Below are 17,754 nucleotides of genomic sequence, written 5' to 3' on the forward strand. Positions count from 1 at the left end.
GGCTATAAATGACACCAGAGAACTTAAAAACAAGCTTTGACGAAATATTTAAAGCTGCTCTTTGGCAGCTACCAGTCACTTACTAACCTTAAAACATTTTCAGAGAAAAACACAGGCTTTCTACTTTTACAACACAGACATGTTCAACAACAGACGAAATATGAAATCAAAATTGACATTACTATCACAGTTCTTGTAACGACATTACTATTAAGCTTTACAATCAAAAATGAAATCGGACAATGTTATGTTTCCAGGAAACTGCTTGACAGTTTATTTCTACTTCAATAATATGAAACCTGAATACAGAAATTTTGAGAACGTTTACGACTATAAAGAACAGCGAGACAGATTTATGGATGAATACACTAAACATTTGAAAACCTGCAAAGACAAATAAATAATGGTGCTAACACGGGTTTTGCGTCAGGCATGCTGACATGCCAGATTGAAGCTTGGTACTCCGAAACCTGCCCGGACGCAAAGCCCGAAATCATTATCTGCAATTTTAAAGAAAGAACATAAACAAAAGAAAAAAATGAATAAACTCCTTCAATTGACAGTTTTACTTGTATTATTCGTTACAAATTGTAAAACTCCGTCCGACAAGACTGAATTACTACGAAATAAAATTGAGCAAATATTGTCCGACAAAAACGCAGTAGTTGGAGTTTCAATAATTAGTAACAACGGAAAAGACACACTTTCGTTGAACGGAGACAAACGATTTCCCATGCAAAGCGTATTTAAGTTCCACATAGCATTAGCTGTATTATCGGAAATTGACAAAGGAAATCTTTCCTTAGGGCAAAAAATTGACATTAGCAAAGATGAACTTTTACCGGAAGATTTTTGGAGCCCTCTTAGAGATGAAAATCCTAGCGGTGGAACTTTTACTATTGAAAGACTAATTCAATATTCTGTCTCTCATAGCGACAATACTGCTTGTGATGTATTAATACGTCTAATCGGAACACCTAAAACGGTTGAAGAATACATTAAGAAAAGTGGCGTAAATGATATACAAATCACTTTTAACGAAGAACAGATGCAAGCTAAGTGGGAAAATATGTTTCAGAATTGGACGACACCAAAAGCTGCGAGCCAAACTCTTAAATTATTTTATGAGAATAAAAGCCATTTGCTTTCAAAAAGCAGTTATGATTTTTTTTGGAAAACAAATAAAGAGACAACAACTGGTAAAAACCGTATTAGAGGACAATTGCCAGAGGGAACAATTGTTGCTCACAAGACAGGTTGGTCAGGGACAAACAAGGAAACGGGAATTACTGCCGCAGTTAACAATATCGGTATCGTTTTTTTACCTAATGGAGGATACTTTATCCTGAGTGTATTTGTAAGCGAATCAAAAGAAGATTTTGATACCAATGAAAAAATTATCGCAGACATTGCAAAAGCAACTTATGACTTTTATACAACTGAAAAGGGAGTGTAAGGAGACTGTAACACAAACTGTGTCAACCAATTTAATCGGCTCGGGCCATTCATCGATTGGTGGAGCAATCATCTAAAATAAAGTGAAGTAGTCAAGACTTAATCTGACAGTTGGGTGTCTTCCGGTTGATACCCCACAACCTGGCGACGGAGCGATTACTCTCCCCACGGGCTTTTAATTGAATTATATTTATTTGAAAAAAAAGTCCAGTTATAAGTAACATAACTGAACTCCGTAGTTTTTATTTATACACTTAGTGGGACAGTCCCGACCGGTACACAATTCTATAACCTCTTCTCATTATAAACCGCGTTTGACATTTTGAAACTTTAACTCCGTCAATTTGCTGATTAATAATAAAAACTTGTCTCAAATCGATAGAATTTCGTATCCTTCCACCCCAATGTTGATCAATTATTGTAAAAACAAAGTAATCATCGAACCATTAAAAAAACCAAATACCACTTTTTAGTGGTCGTTTTATTCATAATATTCGATCTTCCTTTTTATTAAAATTCCACCTTCAAATTCGTCTTTAGGATTTCTTTTAATAATCTGCTTTTGTTCAACCCAATTTTCATAAATATATGAAAAGGTTGATGATTGTATGGTAGGGCTTTCTTCAGATCTGCATTTTTCTTCTTCTATATCGCCATGTGAATTGTATTTATAATTTTTTGTTTCTTTAAAATAAGAAGAATTTAGCTCGATTGGTTTATTTGAATTGTCATATCTGATATCAACAACCCCTGATATATTGCCATCAAAATTGTCAGTTTTTTCTTGAATCATATTTTTATTCCGATCATATATTTTAGTGACAATAGAAACTAACAAAAACTCTTTTTTTGTTTCGCGACTAAGTGTTACCTATTCGTAATCTGGTAGTATAATTTCTTTCTCTCTATTCTTCTTATTGTCTTTTTTATCTCCTGAAAAAACGCGCATCAACCATTTTACAGGTTTGCTTCCAACAATGGCTATCAATTGATTTAGGAGTGCAACTCCGACTCTCGACTCCGGATATACTATACGAGGAATACCCGGAGGCAGCTTTTGACACTCTTGAACATAGGGTTTCATTATTTTTTCGTAGTTACGGAAAGCCTCTTCATAATTACCTGCTCTATAAAGCTCTCCAGCAAGGATATAGGCTCCTGCCACGGCAAGGTCTGTACCTTTTCCTGCAATTGGTGTAGCACACCAAGCGGCATCACCTGTAATGACAACCCTTCCCTTAGTCCATTTATCAGTCTTGACTTGGCTGACCCTCTCAAAATAAAGATCTTCACTCTCTTTTATCTCATTAACTAATCGTTCAGATTCCCAGCCTGCACCTTGTATACGATCAATAAGCGCTCTTTTCTGATCTGCTTCACTTAGGTCTTTATACGCGTTCTCTTTTGCCAGAAAAGTTACCGAAGCCCTTGTCTTTCCATAATTATCAGGCCTCAACATAAATACAATGCCCTTTGGCGCATTATACCAACGTGCCCACCGACTGTCGGTATTATTTCGAAGGATTGTAAGATAAGCGGTATATAAACCTAAATAGTTAAAACGAGGACGACCGCCAAAGGCAAGATCACGCGTTGCAGAACCGATACCTTCAGCTATAACCACAATATCAAAGATACCCTTCTTTCCACTTGCAAAATCCACCTTGACCTCATTTTCACTTTCTATCAAATCAATGATGTGATCACCAAAAATATATTCTACACGCTTCGCGGTGAGATCGTACAGTATCTTAACCAGATCGCCACGTAGGATCTCAAGTTCCTGAGTCATGCTCATTGAACTATCAGATGGAAATTCTGCTATTGTATGATTGTCGGAATTAACGAAACGTAGCCCAATCTCGGTGGTATTATGTGCGCGGATCTCTTCTAAAATACCCATCTTAAGCGCAATTTCTTTTGCTGGTCCTTTCACGTCTATATTCTGTCCACCCAGTCTCAAGGCTGCTGCACGCTCTATCACGGTAACCTCGAAGCCGTACCTATCCAGCCAGTAAGCCAATGTAGGACCGGCGATGCTAGCACCCGAAACTAATATTTTTTTGTCTTTCATAATTATAATTTTCAATTTTTTGATTAGACAAACAATCTAAAGATCAAAGTAGTTCAAAAATACACGCAAATTTTTCACACGGGTTCTATAAAAATCCGAAAAAGCAAGTAAAGCTTTTTTTGTGTAAAAACACACTATAAAGTCTCGGTACTTTATACCGGCATATGAAAGACTGAACACAAAAAATGCTGTAATCGAAACTGCAACAAGTACTGAAAGAATTTATAGCTAATGAACTAAGCGATATTTACTCCAAAAAGATGACCTATTAATGCAGTCACACCCATTGCTATGGTACCCCAAAAACAGATCCTGCCCACAGCAACGCCTATATTTGAGCCCCCTGTTTTTGCAGAAATTGCCCCAAGAATCATTAAAAAAATAATCGTAAAACCATATTGTAAATAGACCATCAGCTCAATTGGTGCAAATAATGATACCATAAATGGAAGCACGGCTCCGAGAGCAAAAGAGCCAAATGATGCTATTGCCGCCAACAGAGGCTTGGCTTGCGTTATTTCATTTATCCCCAATTCATCATGAGCATGAGCCCCTAATGCATCGTGCGCGGTGAGTTCTCGCGCAACTTGCTGTGCTGTCTCCGGACTTACTCCTCTCTTCTCATAGACCTTCGCCAACTCCTGCAACTCTAGCTCTGGCATTTCTTCGAGCTCTTTTTGCTCACGCAATAGATCTGCTTTTTCAGTATCTTCCTGCGAGCTTACCGAAACGTATTCCCCCGCAGCCATAGACATTGCTCCTGCAATCAAACCTGCCAACGCAGCCAATACAATGGTATTCCGATCAGGATTAGCGGCCGCAACTCCAATAACAATACTTGTAGTCGATAACAGTCCATCATTGGCGCCTAATACCGCAGCACGAAGCCAACCCACACGATTAACATAATGCTTTTCTAATGGAAGGTGCATAACTATATGTATGAGTAAAAGATAATTAAATGTACTAAATTATATGCTTTTGTGGTAAAGTAATTTCCAGTCAATACAAAAGATCGTCATAGTGTAGCTTCCATTGTAATGTTTTATAACTGTTGTCACAATATGAACAAGCAAAATTTTAGAAAACGTCGCTAAATTTCAGTAAAAAGATCAAGAGTAAGCAACCTTCTCCTTTCTAAATCGAATATAATATGTAACCACGTTTAGAAAGATAATAACAGCCGCGATAATAGCGGATAAGAAAACAAGGTTATTGTTTTTTGTATTTGCGACTGCAATAGCCATTAAAGCCCAAACTGCTACCAGGCCGAATGTTGGCATATTGCGTCTCCAAATCATAAACAAATGGATTAATAACGCTACTGTAAACATAGAAATCGTCCAAACCGTATCCGATAATCCAAAACCAGTTTGTGACTTGAAACACTTATATTACTTTAATAACATAATAGATATGTAAATTACGGAGGATGCTAAGGTGGGTTTGAAGACTTACCATTTTTGAGGCCTTCCGCTTTTCAAAAATTGAATAATTATAATGGTAACACATTGATTTATGAGAACAGAAACCCAAGAAAAATTTGACAGAATCATAAAAGAAAGCTTTATTGAAATCTTAAAACCGCTTGGTTTTAAAAAGAAGGCCAAAAACTTTTATCTGCCGCTTGAGAAAATTGGTCACATCATTAATATTCAAAAAAGTAGATATAGCACCAAAGACGATATCCGTTTCACCGTAAACGTTGGAATATTTTCAACCGAGTATTGGCTAGCGTGCTTTAACTATCATAACAAAGATGTACCGGCATATCCCACCAAACCTGAGTGTTTAATAAGAAAAAGAATTGGTTGTATGAGAGGTCTAGACGATACTTGGTATACTGTAACAACGACGACAGATGCTGACGAACTAGTTGCTGAAATGAAATATAATATTTCAGGCTTTATTTTACCGTTCTTTGAAAAGTTAAACACAGTACAAAAGCTTATCAACGAACTGGAAGCTTCTGAAACCTTACTGCACACCGCCGCTAAAATGACGTTTTTCGCAGAGATAAAGCTCCTGGATAAAGCCAGAGTCGAATACAGGAAAATATCAAATGAAAATTATAATCGACATCAACTAGCGAGGCTCAAAGAATATGCAGAAAAGCACGGTTTAATTTAATAAAATAGATTTTTTAATTGGCATTTTATACAGCGATTAAGACAGGATGAAGATATTAGACTTTTTCAGAATATTTAAACGAAAGATTGCATCAAAAACTAAGAGGAATGCATACTTGCCCCTTTCTTGGGACGACGATTATTGTCAAATTGAAATTGTCCCCGCCGAAAATAGAGAGTCTATAGAGAAGAGGATTACAGAAGTAAAAATTCTCGCGGATCAATCGAGAGAGGGTCTGGGTTTTACTGAAATATTCGAAGTCGGCCAGATGTCTATAACGACTTTTTCAAAAGAAATCCTAACAGAGCCGCTGAGTCAACTATTAACAAATTATAAATTTGAAAAAGCAGAAAGCATTAACTATGTCGGCTATAAAATAGCCAACTGCGAAACAACATCCACTAAAGCTTTTGGTTTCTCAAACTTCACTATATTTTTTGATACGGAAGAAGAATTTGTAAAACATATTTGGCTTTCGATCAACGCGACAGCTTCTCGAACGGAAATTTCACGAGAACAAATCAAATTGATTAAAGACGCACTATATAGCTTAGGAGAAGAATACGAAATGGTTTTAGCGGACTGGAATAGCTTGCAATTAATCGATTTAAGCAACAGAAATCAGATTGACAAATACCTTAACGGTTACTGGAAATAGTACGTAAGGTATTTTGCATAGCGAAGAATTAGATCATATAGGGAACTCCTTTGAAGAAAATATGAAATTTCCAACCAGTAATTGCATATTTGACCAAGGGAGTAATGTTGGCATGCTTAACGTAGCTGATTTATTCAACAATTTTAAGAAGGTAAAAATTAAAAAAAAGCCTCCCTCATAACCGTTAAGGGAGGCAATTTTGGCTAGATGTCCGCTTGGGCTAGATGTTAACGGGCTTTGGGCTTTCATCTACTGTAAAGATCGCGAGATTAGTTGAGATAATTGTTGTTCATTTCTTATAAAATGTTGTTCAAAAATTCCTTCCTAATATTAATTCCATTCCAAAAGGCTATTTCACTTCATCAAATATTATTATCTGTCTTACGAAAATTCCAGATCAACCTACTCTTCGATAATGACAACCGTCTTTTATTAAAAAGTTCTTCCATGATCATCCACACCTGATCCGTCAATGTAAAATATTTTTCGGTGCTTAAATCATCTATAGTTAGAAATCTGGTAACAGCAAACTTTTTGACAGCTCGTACTCCGTGCTCAACAGCTAGAAATAATGTTTTTTCAAAAACCAAACAGGATTCAATATTGTATTAATAGTACTTTTCAAATATAGGTTGTAATTAGGAAGCCTTGAGATCCTCCCAGACTCAAGGTTTTTTTTTATTCCTTTTATATTCTTTTTCATCGAATATCGTCCTTTATCCACTTTAATTCCCCACGTTGTATCATGGCTATATACTTTTGCACGTGATCATCGGTCAATAAGCAATTGTCATCTAGGTGGTAATTGAACTGTTTAGTGAATGGGGCATACTGAATACTTCCTACATAGGCATTATTGAGATAAATATGCCAAAGGCTGTATTTCTTGGCCCGAACTTCCACTACCTGACGTTTTCCATGATGATAAAACAACTCAGGCACATCCGTATCAAAGCGAAGTATAAGGGCGTCAATGCACGCTTCCTTGATGTCATCGGCAAGTACACCGAATGCCAGTTCCCACTCTCCCTGAGATTTCCTGAAAACATAAAAAGCAAGACCATTTTTGTTGTAAAGATGATAATCTTTCATGCCCATGCTTTTATCATGCACGATAATTTGAGCGTACATTACCCGATTTCGGCAAAAGATTTCTAGTGGTTTCATTTCACAATATTACTAATAATATTAGTAATATTTTATAAAGTATAGATATTTAGGGTTTCTCATTTTTTATAGGCCATTGGATGGATGAAGCCTCTAATAGCTGGTAGAGCCACCGCCAAAGAAATCGACATAGCTCCCTCCTATATCGCTAAAGACAGTGGTGCCGATGACAACATTGGCTGCTATTGGTCGTCTCTTCACATCCAGAAATATTTAGATACGATATTCCAACTGGACTGGCTCTGCCAGGCAGCTGTATATCAGATCTATACTATACACTCAATCTCGATATCGGCGTTCCGCGGTAAGGAGGTAACCTCGATGGAGCTCGTGTATAAGCTATTTAATATGAGTAAGAAGTGCAGGCAAGCTCTATTTTGACGATTGGGCATTACGATTCACTTTCATAAACAAATCTTCGTATATAGTTTTCCAGATCAGTAAGTTCAAAAGGCTTTGTTAAAAAACCTTCTGCCCCACATTCCAAAGAGATTCTTCTTCCGTCGATATGACCTGACATCATAATCACGGGCAGCTTATCATATTTAGCGGAACTCTTTAGATCACGGAGTATCATGTCACCATTCCGTGCATGCATATGAATGTCCAAAAAGAGTATATCAGCATTCATAGTATCCAACACTTCCGTCAGGACTAAACTGTTTGCTACAGATATAACAATCGTATACTGATTCTCTAACACCAAGGAAAATGCATTTAGTATTTCTTTATCATCATCGCACACTACTATTGTCTTTTTCATCTTATTTTTTTAAGAAATATTTTTTTCATCACTTATTAAAAAATGGATCTTAGGCATAAGATCCACCTTCCTTGATTGTTGATTAGCTCTTAATGAGCTTTTCCATTGAGTAAGTTTATCCCCCAAGAGCTTTTTAAAATTGAACGCCCATCGAATATATTTGGTTCTACTTCAAACGTCATTACCCATACTTCACGTGTATATTCAGACGAAGACGTATAAAAACATCGCTTTGTGATGAAACTCATTTTGTTGTCAAAACAATGGGTATATCATTCAGCTTTGCAAATTAAAAAAGCGAGCAAAAGCCTGGTGTAATAATCCAGACTGTATACCCGCTTCAAAATAATCTGCCTTGTGCAAGTGCAAAAAATAAGCTACCTTTTCGATTGCCTATTTCTTTTTTTTACGGAAAACATTATCCGTTACCTCTTTAGAGGAGCCATCTTTTTCCTTTTGATAAGAAGATTGTGCTTTCTCTTTGGTGCTTTTTTCCTTTTTAATGTCTTTACTCATGATGTATGGATTTTATAAAATGATGGTCCTTTTACTTTCAATAGCTATGATTGATCGGAAGGAATAATATTAAGCTGAATCGTATTTACTCTTTGAAGTACGCAAGCTGCTAGTTGTTGAACTGAAAATTTCCGAAAGGTATATCGTGGAGAATTTAAAGATAAAACAAGTGTATTTATCATATCGGATCTACTGAATGGGTTAAGATGAATAGCAGATCGCAGTAATAAATGTACGCATAATAATTGACAATCAGGCATCAAGTTTTTTAAATACACTAACGAACAGGTTCATTCATATAATCCGTCATCTTAAGCCGGGCCATTAAATAGCTTATTGTGGATTCTGCGCCTTGATTGATGTTGATCGTGTGTTCTTCCAGGCCGTCAAAGCATCCGCCGGTAATAGGATTATAAACAATCTGCCGAATATGGTTCCTTCCCAGAAACCATTCAAATACGATTCGTATATTTCTCTTATACTGCTCATCTCTTGTAAACTTATAAAACCTATCTAGTGCAATAATGGTATAGGCAACATCAATAGGCTGCTCCCCGCCCCTAGTTTTGGTTGCCGGCTGGTCTCGTTGTGACCATCCTTTGTTGGAAATCACATGAACCTCATTGTCAACAATAATCTTGCTCAACAAGAAATCAAAAGATTGACAGGCAATATCTCTGTAGCGGCAATCCCCAGTTGTCTCATAGGCGATTAACATAGCCTCCGGAATAACACTATTGCCATAGGTCATATACGATTCATACCACTGCCAGTCCGTAGAGCTCTCATGTTTAAACATGGCTGCCAATCGATCCGCAAGTACTTGGATTATAGCTTTATAATTTTTGCCCTTCATAAAACTCAGTCCCTTAATCGTGAAGGCCATCGATCTTGTCGAAAAATACACTAAAGCATGTTTGGAGGCTCGTTCCATAAGTTCTATTGCAAGCTTAACTATTCTTTCCGGCAAAAGATTGGCCATGCCCACCACTTCGCCCAGAGCCCAGACTGCTCGACCGTTGGCATCTTCAAGATTCTCCTGCTGGTTTTGTATCGTGAAATTACCGTAGATATCTACATAATTTAGAAAGGTGTTATCTTCTTGCATACAATGACCTATAAAATCCAGATATTTCTGTATCAGACCAAGGTCTTCGTAGGTTTCGTATAATCTATAGTGATGTAACATGGCTATAAGCGCTCTTGCATTGTCATCCAAAGCATAACCGCTTGAAAGGTCCGGCGTGGAAATATCAGCAAATTGAACAAAGCCGCGCTCATCGGACATCCGAAAAATATGGTCCAGATTCAGCGGTGGAATGGAGTAGATCATTTTCCCTTTTTTATCTATAAGAAGCTCAAAAAGATATACATGAGCTATAGCAACGTTTTGCCAGGAAGTCTTGACCATCTTCTCAAGGTTAACATGATGAATCTTGCTTAATTGAAGTTCATCATCCAAAATATGATTGACAGCAGCTGCGAGCTGATCAGAAGCTTGAAAATCTATTATGGTGCCCATATCTTCCTTTAAAACCTCCTTCACATGCGGGATTGGCGTAGAGATGATGGGGCATCCGGAGCTCAGCGCATAAGAAAACGTACCGCTAACGGCCTGTAGCGGATCTTTTGACGTAAAAAGGTATACGTCGGTTATAGATAGATAGGCTAATAAGTCTTCCGTGGAAAGAAATTCGTTAATAAAACGCACATGAGCTGAAATACCGAATTCATCAACTATTGCCTCAAGCTCATTTCTATACGACTCTCCATCAATTCGAAGCAGGTTGGGGTGTGTCATTCCTAAAACAAGGAATATCACATTTGGGTTTTGTTCGATAATAGATGGAAGTGCATAAAGTGTGGTTTCTATACTCTTGCTGGGCCCCAGCAAACCAAATGTACTGAGGACTTTCTTGCCAACTAGGTTAAAATACTCAAGAATGGCATATTTATCCTTAGCTGGGGCTAAATGGGTGCCGTGCGCAATTACAGTTATTTTACTGGTTGGAATTTTGTAATTATGAATAAGGATATCGGCAGATCCCTGGGTCATCACGATGATTTGCGAGCAATGATAAGCAATGGCAGATACATGTTCGAGCATAGTGCGATCAGGTGCTGGCAACACTGTATGGAAAGTGACAACAGTAGCAAGTTGTGCTGCATTGAGATCCGAAAGAAAAGATATGAATTTAGCCTCCTGACCAAGGAAGAGACCAAACTCATGTTCGACACAAATCAATTTAATATCCAGATCACACAGGATATTTTGAAGGATATTATCGAATGAAAGCGGATTTAAAATATCTAGCTTCCCCAATGGGCCATCATCTTGCGATGTATTATTATCTACAATCGGTATGGGAATTAGCCGGTACGACTCTTCAAATTTACTCGCGATAGCATTTATCAGATCTGTTGTATAGGTTGCAATACCGCAGGCGCGTGGAGGAAAAGTGGAAAGGAACGCAACTCCTTTTTTTGTTTTTGAAATCATGTTGGATTTTTTAAGTGAAGTCCTTGCATACGATCTTCTTGTATCTTTGACAAGGTGCTACACGTAGGGAGGTTTATAAATGTACGAAAATAAAATGAGAGAAATGCTAGCTGGAATGTTATATCTGAAAAACTATTAATGTTATGTTAAAATTTGAATCGGATAATATATGCTCGAACCTTTTGCTGAATCAGTTCGCCGTCCAATAGATCATCCTGCTTCTCCATCGGTATGCGAGCAACCTTTTTAAGATGTACTGGTGTCCCCATTGGGTAATAATAAACAGCTGGCTCCCCTTTCCTGAGATTTTTCAGAACAAAAGTTAGGTAAACAATTCAATATTACCTGCAAAAAATGATATTGTTCTTTGTTTCTTCAAAATTTTGGCTCCATTTAGAAGCATAACCTAACATCTCACGCAATACGGTAGGCACTGCAAATACGTGTACGGATCGGAAAAAGTCGATTTCGGGCACATTTGCGTATAGTATAACCATTAAATCGACATGTTCTGCTTCCGACCGCGATTTATGTTTTACTTTGGAAGGTATCCAAATGACATGATTCTGAGGAACCAGGTATATGCTGTTTTCAATATAAAAATATTGATATCCTTGGGAAACAAAGCTTAATTGGCCTCGAGCATGTACATGTTCATAATCATCATGTGTCCAGTTATTTTGATACCATACATAAGCATCTAAATTTATTGGATCTGAAAACTCTCCCTTCTTACGTTCAATTAAGCCACATTTATTCTTGTCGTTTTGCATATAGTTATTGGCAAATTTAATAAAAAAACATATGCTAACTTTATACTATCATTTAACAATATCGGTAGGCATGAAAAAATGAACATGATAGCACTTGGTCACTCATCTATACCGAAAAATTTATCTGTAGAAATACAGGTTGTATTTGAAGTAAAATAAATAAAATAGAAATTAGTATGAAAAAAGTTTTTATAGCCGGAGCCACAGGTTGGGTCGGTAAAGAATTGAGCAAAGCGATCGTGGCTAGTTCAGATTATACATTAGTCGGTGGGCTTTCAAGATCCGAAGAAAATTTATCGGACATTTTAGGTTTAGATCAAGCGGTAATTCCGCTATTTGATTCAATTGAAAAAGCAATTGAAAAGGTGGATTTTGATATTTTGATTGATTTTACATCCCCAAAAATTGCAAAGGAAAATATTATAGCTTCAATTAAGAATGGAAAAAATAGTATTGTTGGTACATCGGGGCTTTCAGATCTGGAATATGAAGAGATCGGCTCGCTTGCCGAGGAAAGAAATGTATCTGTGTTAGCTGCTGGTAATTTTTCAATAACGGCTGTTTTATTGCAAAGATTTTCGGAAACTGCAGCAAAATATATTGATCACTTCGAAATAATAGACTATGCTTCCCAGAAGAAGGTAGACGCCCCAAGTGGAACAGTTGCTGAACTTGCCTATCGCCTTTCTAAGATTCAAAAACCAGTTTTGGATGTGCCTATAGAAAACACCATTGGTTATAAAGAAACGAGGGGCGCTACAATCAATGGCATTCAAGTCCACGCAGTTCGCCTTCCGGGTCATATACTCGGTGTCGAAACAGTCTTTGGTATGGAAGACGAAAGACTGAATATTAAACACGAAGCAGGAAGCGGCGCAGCACCTTATCTTAAAGGCATTTTTATAGCTTTAAATAAAATAGATACATTTAAGGGACTCAAACGCGGCTTGGACACAGTAATGGATTTCTAAATCAGATTAAAATTATCAGCAGGAATGTGAGCATACCTGATGCGGACCACTTAAGCTTCGGTTGAGCCGTTCGATATAACCGTTTTACATAAATGCTCTTATTCTCCATTGCGGATGCATACACCTCTCATCAACGATTTATAGAGCCTCCATTTCAGCAGGCTTTGAGATCCTTAGAATATTTAAATACACAATGCAAAGTTATTTGCATTGTGTATTAAGAAAAAATACTACTTCTTCCCTTGTTGTCTTTTTGGAGGAGGTAAAGAAGGCGTATTGCCTGGAGTTTCTTTGTTGTCTTTTTGGAGTCTGTCTGGTTTGCCTGTCGATTCGGCAATTCTTTTTGGTCCTGGTTTTAATGCCATAATTTTGAAATTTATTTATAAAGTATGTTTATTCATAGCCGCATATTTCTAATAGCCTATGACCTGCTAAAGACTTCAAAAATATCGTAATAAGCAGCTTCATCTTTGATAGTTTTAAGATATACGGTCTTTTCGCTCGCGAATACTGATTTAGGACTAATCACCACCTTCACTTCATCTGTATCTACATTGAAATCTATTGCATCATTATTACTCCAAGGTAAAGTAACGAAACCTCCTATATCCCCCACCCTTACCATCAGTGTTCCTGACATACTTGGAGTCTGCGAGCAATATAAGGCGAGTACCGTTTTCTTAATAGGGGCATTTCGTTTTAAATTCTCTTTTTCCGACTCGAACTCCTCTCTGCTAATCAGGCCGGAGTCCAACAATGTCTTAAGTTTAAATAACTCATCTGTAAATGACTTATGACCAGCATTTAAGATGCCATCGGTTTGCTTTTTTGTATGTGAAAGCAATTCCGTTTCAAATTTGAGTTGCTCGTCTGATTTAGACACCAGAGTAAAAATGAGTCCAATAACCGGAGATAGGAATAATGAAAGAAAGAATGCTCCGGCAAAACCTATATTTCTATTAACACCAATAGCACCCACTGCTAACGAAAAGATAATCCATCCTAAAAATATTTCCATTGTCTATGTTCTTTATAATAACTTGAAGCAAAACTAAAGCTTGTTAAAAATGAAATTATACGGGAACCCGTAAAGAGAAAGTAAAAGAAAGGCTGAGATTTGCTTATAGATTCTATTTAATCTTATAACCATCTGCAACAACATGGCGCAAAGAAAACCGTATAATCCTTATTGCTTTTTCCATCTACAATTCTCACATAGACTTCTGTGGTTTTAACATCTTATGAGCTTATAATTTTGAAGCGGTTTAAATATCCATGCCAAAGGTCAGCTGTAATGTGTTGAATGTATGACCCATGCCAAGGAATGTAACCTTAACCACTACCTCAGCTTAATGTCCTAAAATAGTAGTTATTCATAAACTTTAAGTATTTAGACTTGAACGCGACAGAGCTAGCTAATGTTTATTTCTATAGATTTAAGAACATTGCGATGAAAAATGTTATACAAAATAAAGAAGCAACCATATCTATTTTAAAGGTTTTAATGAATGAAATTAGAAATGGTATTTTATGCACCTCAACAGTAAAAAACAGCTTACAGAATGTTCAAATAGTACATACAAAAGAAATGGACCGATATGGAAATCTTTTCTTTATCTTTTCCTCGGATAGCAAACACTATCATAATCTTCAAACAAATAAAGAAATCAAATTAATTTACACCATACCAGATAGATCTGAACTTTTAATGATTATCGGTACTGCTGAAACCAGTAGCAATATCAGCACAATAGAAAGGTATTGGTCGCCCTATAATAATAAAGACTTTGATAAGGGAAAAACCGATCCAACTATTAGGGTACTGATAATAGTTATTGAATATTCAAAAATCTTAAAATCTGCTTCTAGCAGTATGATTGATTATCTTAAACTGCTTGGGAGGACTATCGGCAATACGAATTAGAAAAAACCTTGTAAGAAATCTGAGTGCATTTAGAAAATGCTCTTTTTCAAAAAAAAGACCGATCGTTTTATTTTTTTTCATAATTTTGTCCCGTATTAGAATTTATGCTTAATGAAAACGACTAAATCTGAAAATACCAAACGATTAATTATCGAAAAAACAGCAACAGTTTTTAATACGAAAGGTTATGCAGGTACGTCCATAAATGATTTAATGATTGCCACAGGACTTTCAAAAGGTTGTATTTATGGTAACTTCGAAAACAAAGACGAGATAGCCTTGAACGTTTTTGATTACAACTTCGGTAAAGTTACTCAACATATGAAAGACCGCATCTTGGCAACTGAAAACTCGATTGAACGACTGCTTGTTTACCCGCAAACCTATAAAAATTATTTCAGATACCCATTTCTACAGGCTGGATGTCCAATTTTAAATACTGCTACAGAGGTTGATGATACACATCCTAAGCTAAAAGAACGAGCACAAAAGGCATTAGCATTTTGGAAAACATCAATTGAAAATCAGATTAAACGAGGCATAGCAAGAAAAGAAATAAAGGAAGATACTGACCCTACTGAAATTGCAGTGATCATGATATCAATGATTGAAGGAGCATTCATGCAGGCAAAGGTAAACAACCATATGGTGGAGCTTAAAATTGCAATGTCGTTCCTTGAGAAATTAGTTAAGAATTTAAGCATATAATTTTTTTAAACTAAAAAAGACCGTTCGGTTTATTTTATATTAACAAGTGAACAGAATATCATATTAAATAGTACCATTTTAAAGTTATGTCAACACAAATCACGCTTGCAACCACCGGAGATTATCCAAGAATTATGGAAATCTGGGAATCCGCTGTTAGGGCAACTCACGATTTTCTTACCAATGAAGATTTTATCTACTTTAAAGAAGTCATTCCGAAGGATTATCTGCCCAATCTCGAAGTATTTCTCCTTATTGAAAACGGGGAATCTGTCGGGTTCTCATCGGTATCAGACAGAAACCTCGAAATGCTTTTTATTCACAATGACTACCGTAACAAAGGGTATGGAAAGCACCTATTTCAATTTATGGATGAAACGAAAGGCATTGCAAAGGTTGATGTCAATGAGCAAAATTATCAGGCCATCGGATTTTATGAAAAATTAGGGTTCAGAAAATCAGGAAAATCAGAAAAGGATGGTTCAGGCAAAGATTATCCGATTATTCATATGCTAAAATGATTAAAGCCTGTACTTATCACAACACAATAATTATTAATAATAAAATATATAAAAATGATTGAAGGATTATATGAGACACACATCCAAGTAAGCAACTTGGAAAATGCAGTGCAATTCTATACTAAAATTTTGGGACTTGAGTTTGCACATTATGATGAAACCAGGCCGATTGCATTTCTTTGGATCGGAGAAAATAAAAAGGCAATGCTCGGACTTTGGGAACAACAAGGTAATCTCCAGACAAGACATTTTGCATTCACCTGTTCCAAAGATTTCATTTTAAAAGATGCGAATACTTTTTTAGATAAAAACGGATTAAAAGCCTATAATTTTCTCAAAAATGGCAGCAATGAACCAATGGTTTTTGCCTGGATGCCCGCACTTGCTCTCTATTTTGATGATCCAGACGGAAATCAACTGGAGTTTATCCATATTCTAAACGGCAAAAGCCAGCCAGAACTTGGCGTAATCAGCTACGAGGAATGGCAAAAAATCAATTCACTTCATTAGACAAATACATATGAATGCAGAAGACAATTATTTGGAAATAAACAGGGAATCTTGGAATGCCCGAACAGAAGCACATATCAATTCTGATTTTTATAACCTGGAAGCCTTTTTGAAGGGGAAAAATTCATTAAAGGATATAGAGCTTAATTTACTTGGAGATTTGACAGGCAAATCCGTATTGCATTTACAGTGCCATTTCGGACAGGATAGTATTTCTTTAAGTCGCCTGGGAGCGGACCTAGTCGGCGTTGACCTTTCGGATGTAGCAATAGATCAAGCACGGGAACTGGCAAAACAGAGTAATGTTTCAACAACTTTTATCTGCAGCGATGTTTATGATCTGCCCAATCATCTGGTTCGTGAGTTTGACAGCCTCAAAAAGGCATCTTGTAGAAGTCTGATGTTGTCTCTAAATTAAGTTCAAATTATATGTTTCTTAGGTTAATAATTCTTTATCTGTCATTTCTTCCATTTGCTGTTAATGCTCAAAATAGCACTCAAAAAAAGTATGTATTTTTTTTGCATAATAAATTTTTGGAAGTACATCCGTTAAATGAACTCCATCCTAAATACGGACCAGCGGCATATACAGCGATTTTAGAAAAACTTCAATCTACAAATTCTGTCATACTATCTGAAAAAAGAAAGCCCGGCACTGATCCCAAGATATATGCAAAAAAGTTGATTCTTAAAATTGACAGCTTACACAACGGTGGAGTTCCTTATGACCATATTTCAATTGTTGGAACATCTCAAGGAGGCTATATAGCTCAATACATCTCCTATTATGCTAAAAACCCAGATTTGAAATTTGTTTTTATTGGCTCAAGCTTTAAAAATGATTCGATGAATGAAGATCGAAAGTTTCAGCTCTATGGGAAGATTTTATCGATTAATGAAAAATCAGACGTCGGCGCTGAGTTATTATCAAGGCAACTTAGGTTTAAAAATTCTGATTTGAAATCTTTTAAAGAAATTATCCTCAACACAGGTCTGGAACACGGCTTTCTGTTCAGGGCATTAGACGAGTGGATAATGCCTACCAAAGCATGGATAAACAGTAATAACCTATAAATTGATACTC

The 17,754-nt window shown here is 36.5% G+C and carries 20 protein-coding genes; 10 read left to right on the forward strand and 10 right to left on the reverse strand.

Annotation, left to right across the window (positions count from 1 at the left end):
- Positions 1-538: 538 nt before the first annotated feature.
- Positions 539-1,456: an RATA family class A beta-lactamase gene (blaRATA, locus tag B3600_RS04140; protein WP_349676782.1), complete on the forward strand. Its 918-nt coding sequence runs from the start codon at positions 539-541 to the stop codon at positions 1,454-1,456.
- A 480-nt stretch (positions 1,457-1,936) separates the two neighbouring features.
- Here the strand turns inward: blaRATA and B3600_RS04145 are convergent, their stop codons facing one another.
- From B3600_RS04145 to B3600_RS04155, 3 genes are all read right to left on the reverse strand, one after another.
- Positions 1,937-2,248, reverse strand: a complete 312-nt coding sequence (locus tag B3600_RS04145) for a hypothetical protein (RefSeq protein WP_286752172.1) — start codon at positions 2,246-2,248, stop codon at positions 1,937-1,939.
- Between the two features lie 78 nt (positions 2,249-2,326).
- Positions 2,327-3,529 carry an FAD-dependent monooxygenase gene (locus B3600_RS04150; RefSeq protein WP_286752173.1) on the reverse strand — a complete coding sequence of 401 codons (1,203 nt, stop codon included), beginning with the start codon at positions 3,527-3,529 and terminating at the stop codon, positions 2,327-2,329.
- A gap of 236 nt (positions 3,530-3,765) precedes the next feature.
- A complete protein-coding gene (locus B3600_RS04155; protein ID WP_286752174.1) occupies positions 3,766-4,461 on the reverse strand; it encodes a VIT1/CCC1 transporter family protein in 696 nt (231 codons plus the stop codon).
- Between the two features lie 586 nt (positions 4,462-5,047).
- On the opposite strand from B3600_RS04155, the gene B3600_RS04160 reads away from it, so the two are divergent.
- The gene (locus B3600_RS04160; protein ID WP_286752175.1) at positions 5,048-5,659 is read left to right on the forward strand and encodes a DUF4304 domain-containing protein; all 612 of its coding nucleotides are present in this window, start codon (positions 5,048-5,050) and stop codon (positions 5,657-5,659) included.
- Between the two features lie 46 nt (positions 5,660-5,705).
- Positions 5,706-6,317: a hypothetical protein gene (locus B3600_RS04165; RefSeq protein WP_286752176.1), complete on the forward strand. Its 612-nt coding sequence runs from the start codon at positions 5,706-5,708 to the stop codon at positions 6,315-6,317.
- 699 nt (positions 6,318-7,016) lie between these two features.
- On the opposite strand, the gene B3600_RS04170 is transcribed toward B3600_RS04165, so the two are convergent.
- From B3600_RS04170 to B3600_RS04190, 5 genes are all read right to left on the reverse strand, one after another.
- Positions 7,017-7,484, reverse strand: a complete 468-nt coding sequence (locus B3600_RS04170; RefSeq protein WP_286752177.1) for a hypothetical protein — start codon at positions 7,482-7,484, stop codon at positions 7,017-7,019.
- 391 nt (positions 7,485-7,875) lie between these two features.
- Positions 7,876-8,247, reverse strand: coding sequence for a response regulator (locus tag B3600_RS04175; RefSeq protein ID WP_286752178.1), 372 nt, complete (start codon positions 8,245-8,247; stop codon positions 7,876-7,878).
- Between the two features lie 393 nt (positions 8,248-8,640).
- Entirely contained in the window at positions 8,641-8,763 is a 123-nt protein-coding gene (locus tag B3600_RS04180; protein WP_286752179.1) for a hypothetical protein, read from the reverse strand.
- Between the two features lie 277 nt (positions 8,764-9,040).
- Complete coding sequence (locus B3600_RS04185) at positions 9,041-11,263, reverse strand: glycosyltransferase (protein WP_286752180.1); 2,223 nt, start codon at positions 11,261-11,263, stop codon at positions 9,041-9,043.
- A 341-nt stretch (positions 11,264-11,604) separates the two neighbouring features.
- Positions 11,605-12,036 (reverse strand): AraC family ligand binding domain-containing protein, encoded by a 432-nt coding sequence (locus tag B3600_RS04190; RefSeq protein ID WP_286752181.1) that lies wholly within the window; start codon positions 12,034-12,036, stop codon positions 11,605-11,607.
- A 176-nt stretch (positions 12,037-12,212) separates the two neighbouring features.
- On the opposite strand from B3600_RS04190, the gene dapB reads away from it, so the two are divergent.
- A complete protein-coding gene (gene dapB / locus B3600_RS04195; protein ID WP_286752182.1) occupies positions 12,213-13,007 on the forward strand; it encodes a 4-hydroxy-tetrahydrodipicolinate reductase in 795 nt (264 codons plus the stop codon).
- Between the two features lie 230 nt (positions 13,008-13,237).
- Here the strand turns inward: dapB and B3600_RS04200 are convergent, their stop codons facing one another.
- Together B3600_RS04200 and B3600_RS04205 are read right to left on the reverse strand one after the other, a co-directional pair.
- Entirely contained in the window at positions 13,238-13,372 is a 135-nt protein-coding gene (locus B3600_RS04200; protein WP_286752183.1) for a hypothetical protein, read from the reverse strand.
- A gap of 56 nt (positions 13,373-13,428) precedes the next feature.
- On the reverse strand, positions 13,429-14,025 hold the full coding sequence (locus B3600_RS04205; RefSeq protein ID WP_286752184.1) for an SHOCT domain-containing protein: 597 nt from the start codon (positions 14,023-14,025) through the stop codon (positions 13,429-13,431).
- 432 nt (positions 14,026-14,457) lie between these two features.
- Between B3600_RS04205 and B3600_RS04210 the strand changes: the two genes are divergently transcribed.
- The 6 genes from B3600_RS04210 (at position 14,458) to B3600_RS04235 (ending at position 17,744) form a co-directional block, all read left to right on the forward strand.
- Complete coding sequence (locus tag B3600_RS04210; protein WP_286752185.1) at positions 14,458-14,931, forward strand: pyridoxamine 5'-phosphate oxidase family protein; 474 nt, start codon at positions 14,458-14,460, stop codon at positions 14,929-14,931.
- A gap of 111 nt (positions 14,932-15,042) precedes the next feature.
- On the forward strand, positions 15,043-15,639 hold the full coding sequence (locus tag B3600_RS04215) for a TetR/AcrR family transcriptional regulator (protein WP_286752186.1): 597 nt from the start codon (positions 15,043-15,045) through the stop codon (positions 15,637-15,639).
- 86 nt (positions 15,640-15,725) lie between these two features.
- Positions 15,726-16,160, forward strand: a complete 435-nt coding sequence (locus tag B3600_RS04220) for a GNAT family N-acetyltransferase (protein WP_286752187.1) — start codon at positions 15,726-15,728, stop codon at positions 16,158-16,160.
- Between the two features lie 54 nt (positions 16,161-16,214).
- Positions 16,215-16,670, forward strand: coding sequence for a VOC family protein (locus tag B3600_RS04225; RefSeq protein WP_286752188.1), 456 nt, complete (start codon positions 16,215-16,217; stop codon positions 16,668-16,670).
- Between the two features lie 10 nt (positions 16,671-16,680).
- Positions 16,681-17,088, forward strand: a complete 408-nt coding sequence (locus tag B3600_RS04230) for a class I SAM-dependent methyltransferase (protein ID WP_286752189.1) — start codon at positions 16,681-16,683, stop codon at positions 17,086-17,088.
- A gap of 11 nt (positions 17,089-17,099) precedes the next feature.
- Positions 17,100-17,744, forward strand: a complete 645-nt coding sequence (locus B3600_RS04235; RefSeq protein ID WP_286752190.1) for a hypothetical protein — start codon at positions 17,100-17,102, stop codon at positions 17,742-17,744.
- The last annotated feature ends 10 nt before the right edge of the window (positions 17,745-17,754 follow it).

The sequence above is a fragment of the Sphingobacterium sp. UBA2480 genome (genome assembly GCF_002341965.1).
In the GTDB taxonomy this organism is placed as follows: Bacteria; Bacteroidota; Bacteroidia; order Sphingobacteriales; family Sphingobacteriaceae; genus Sphingobacterium; species Sphingobacterium multivorum.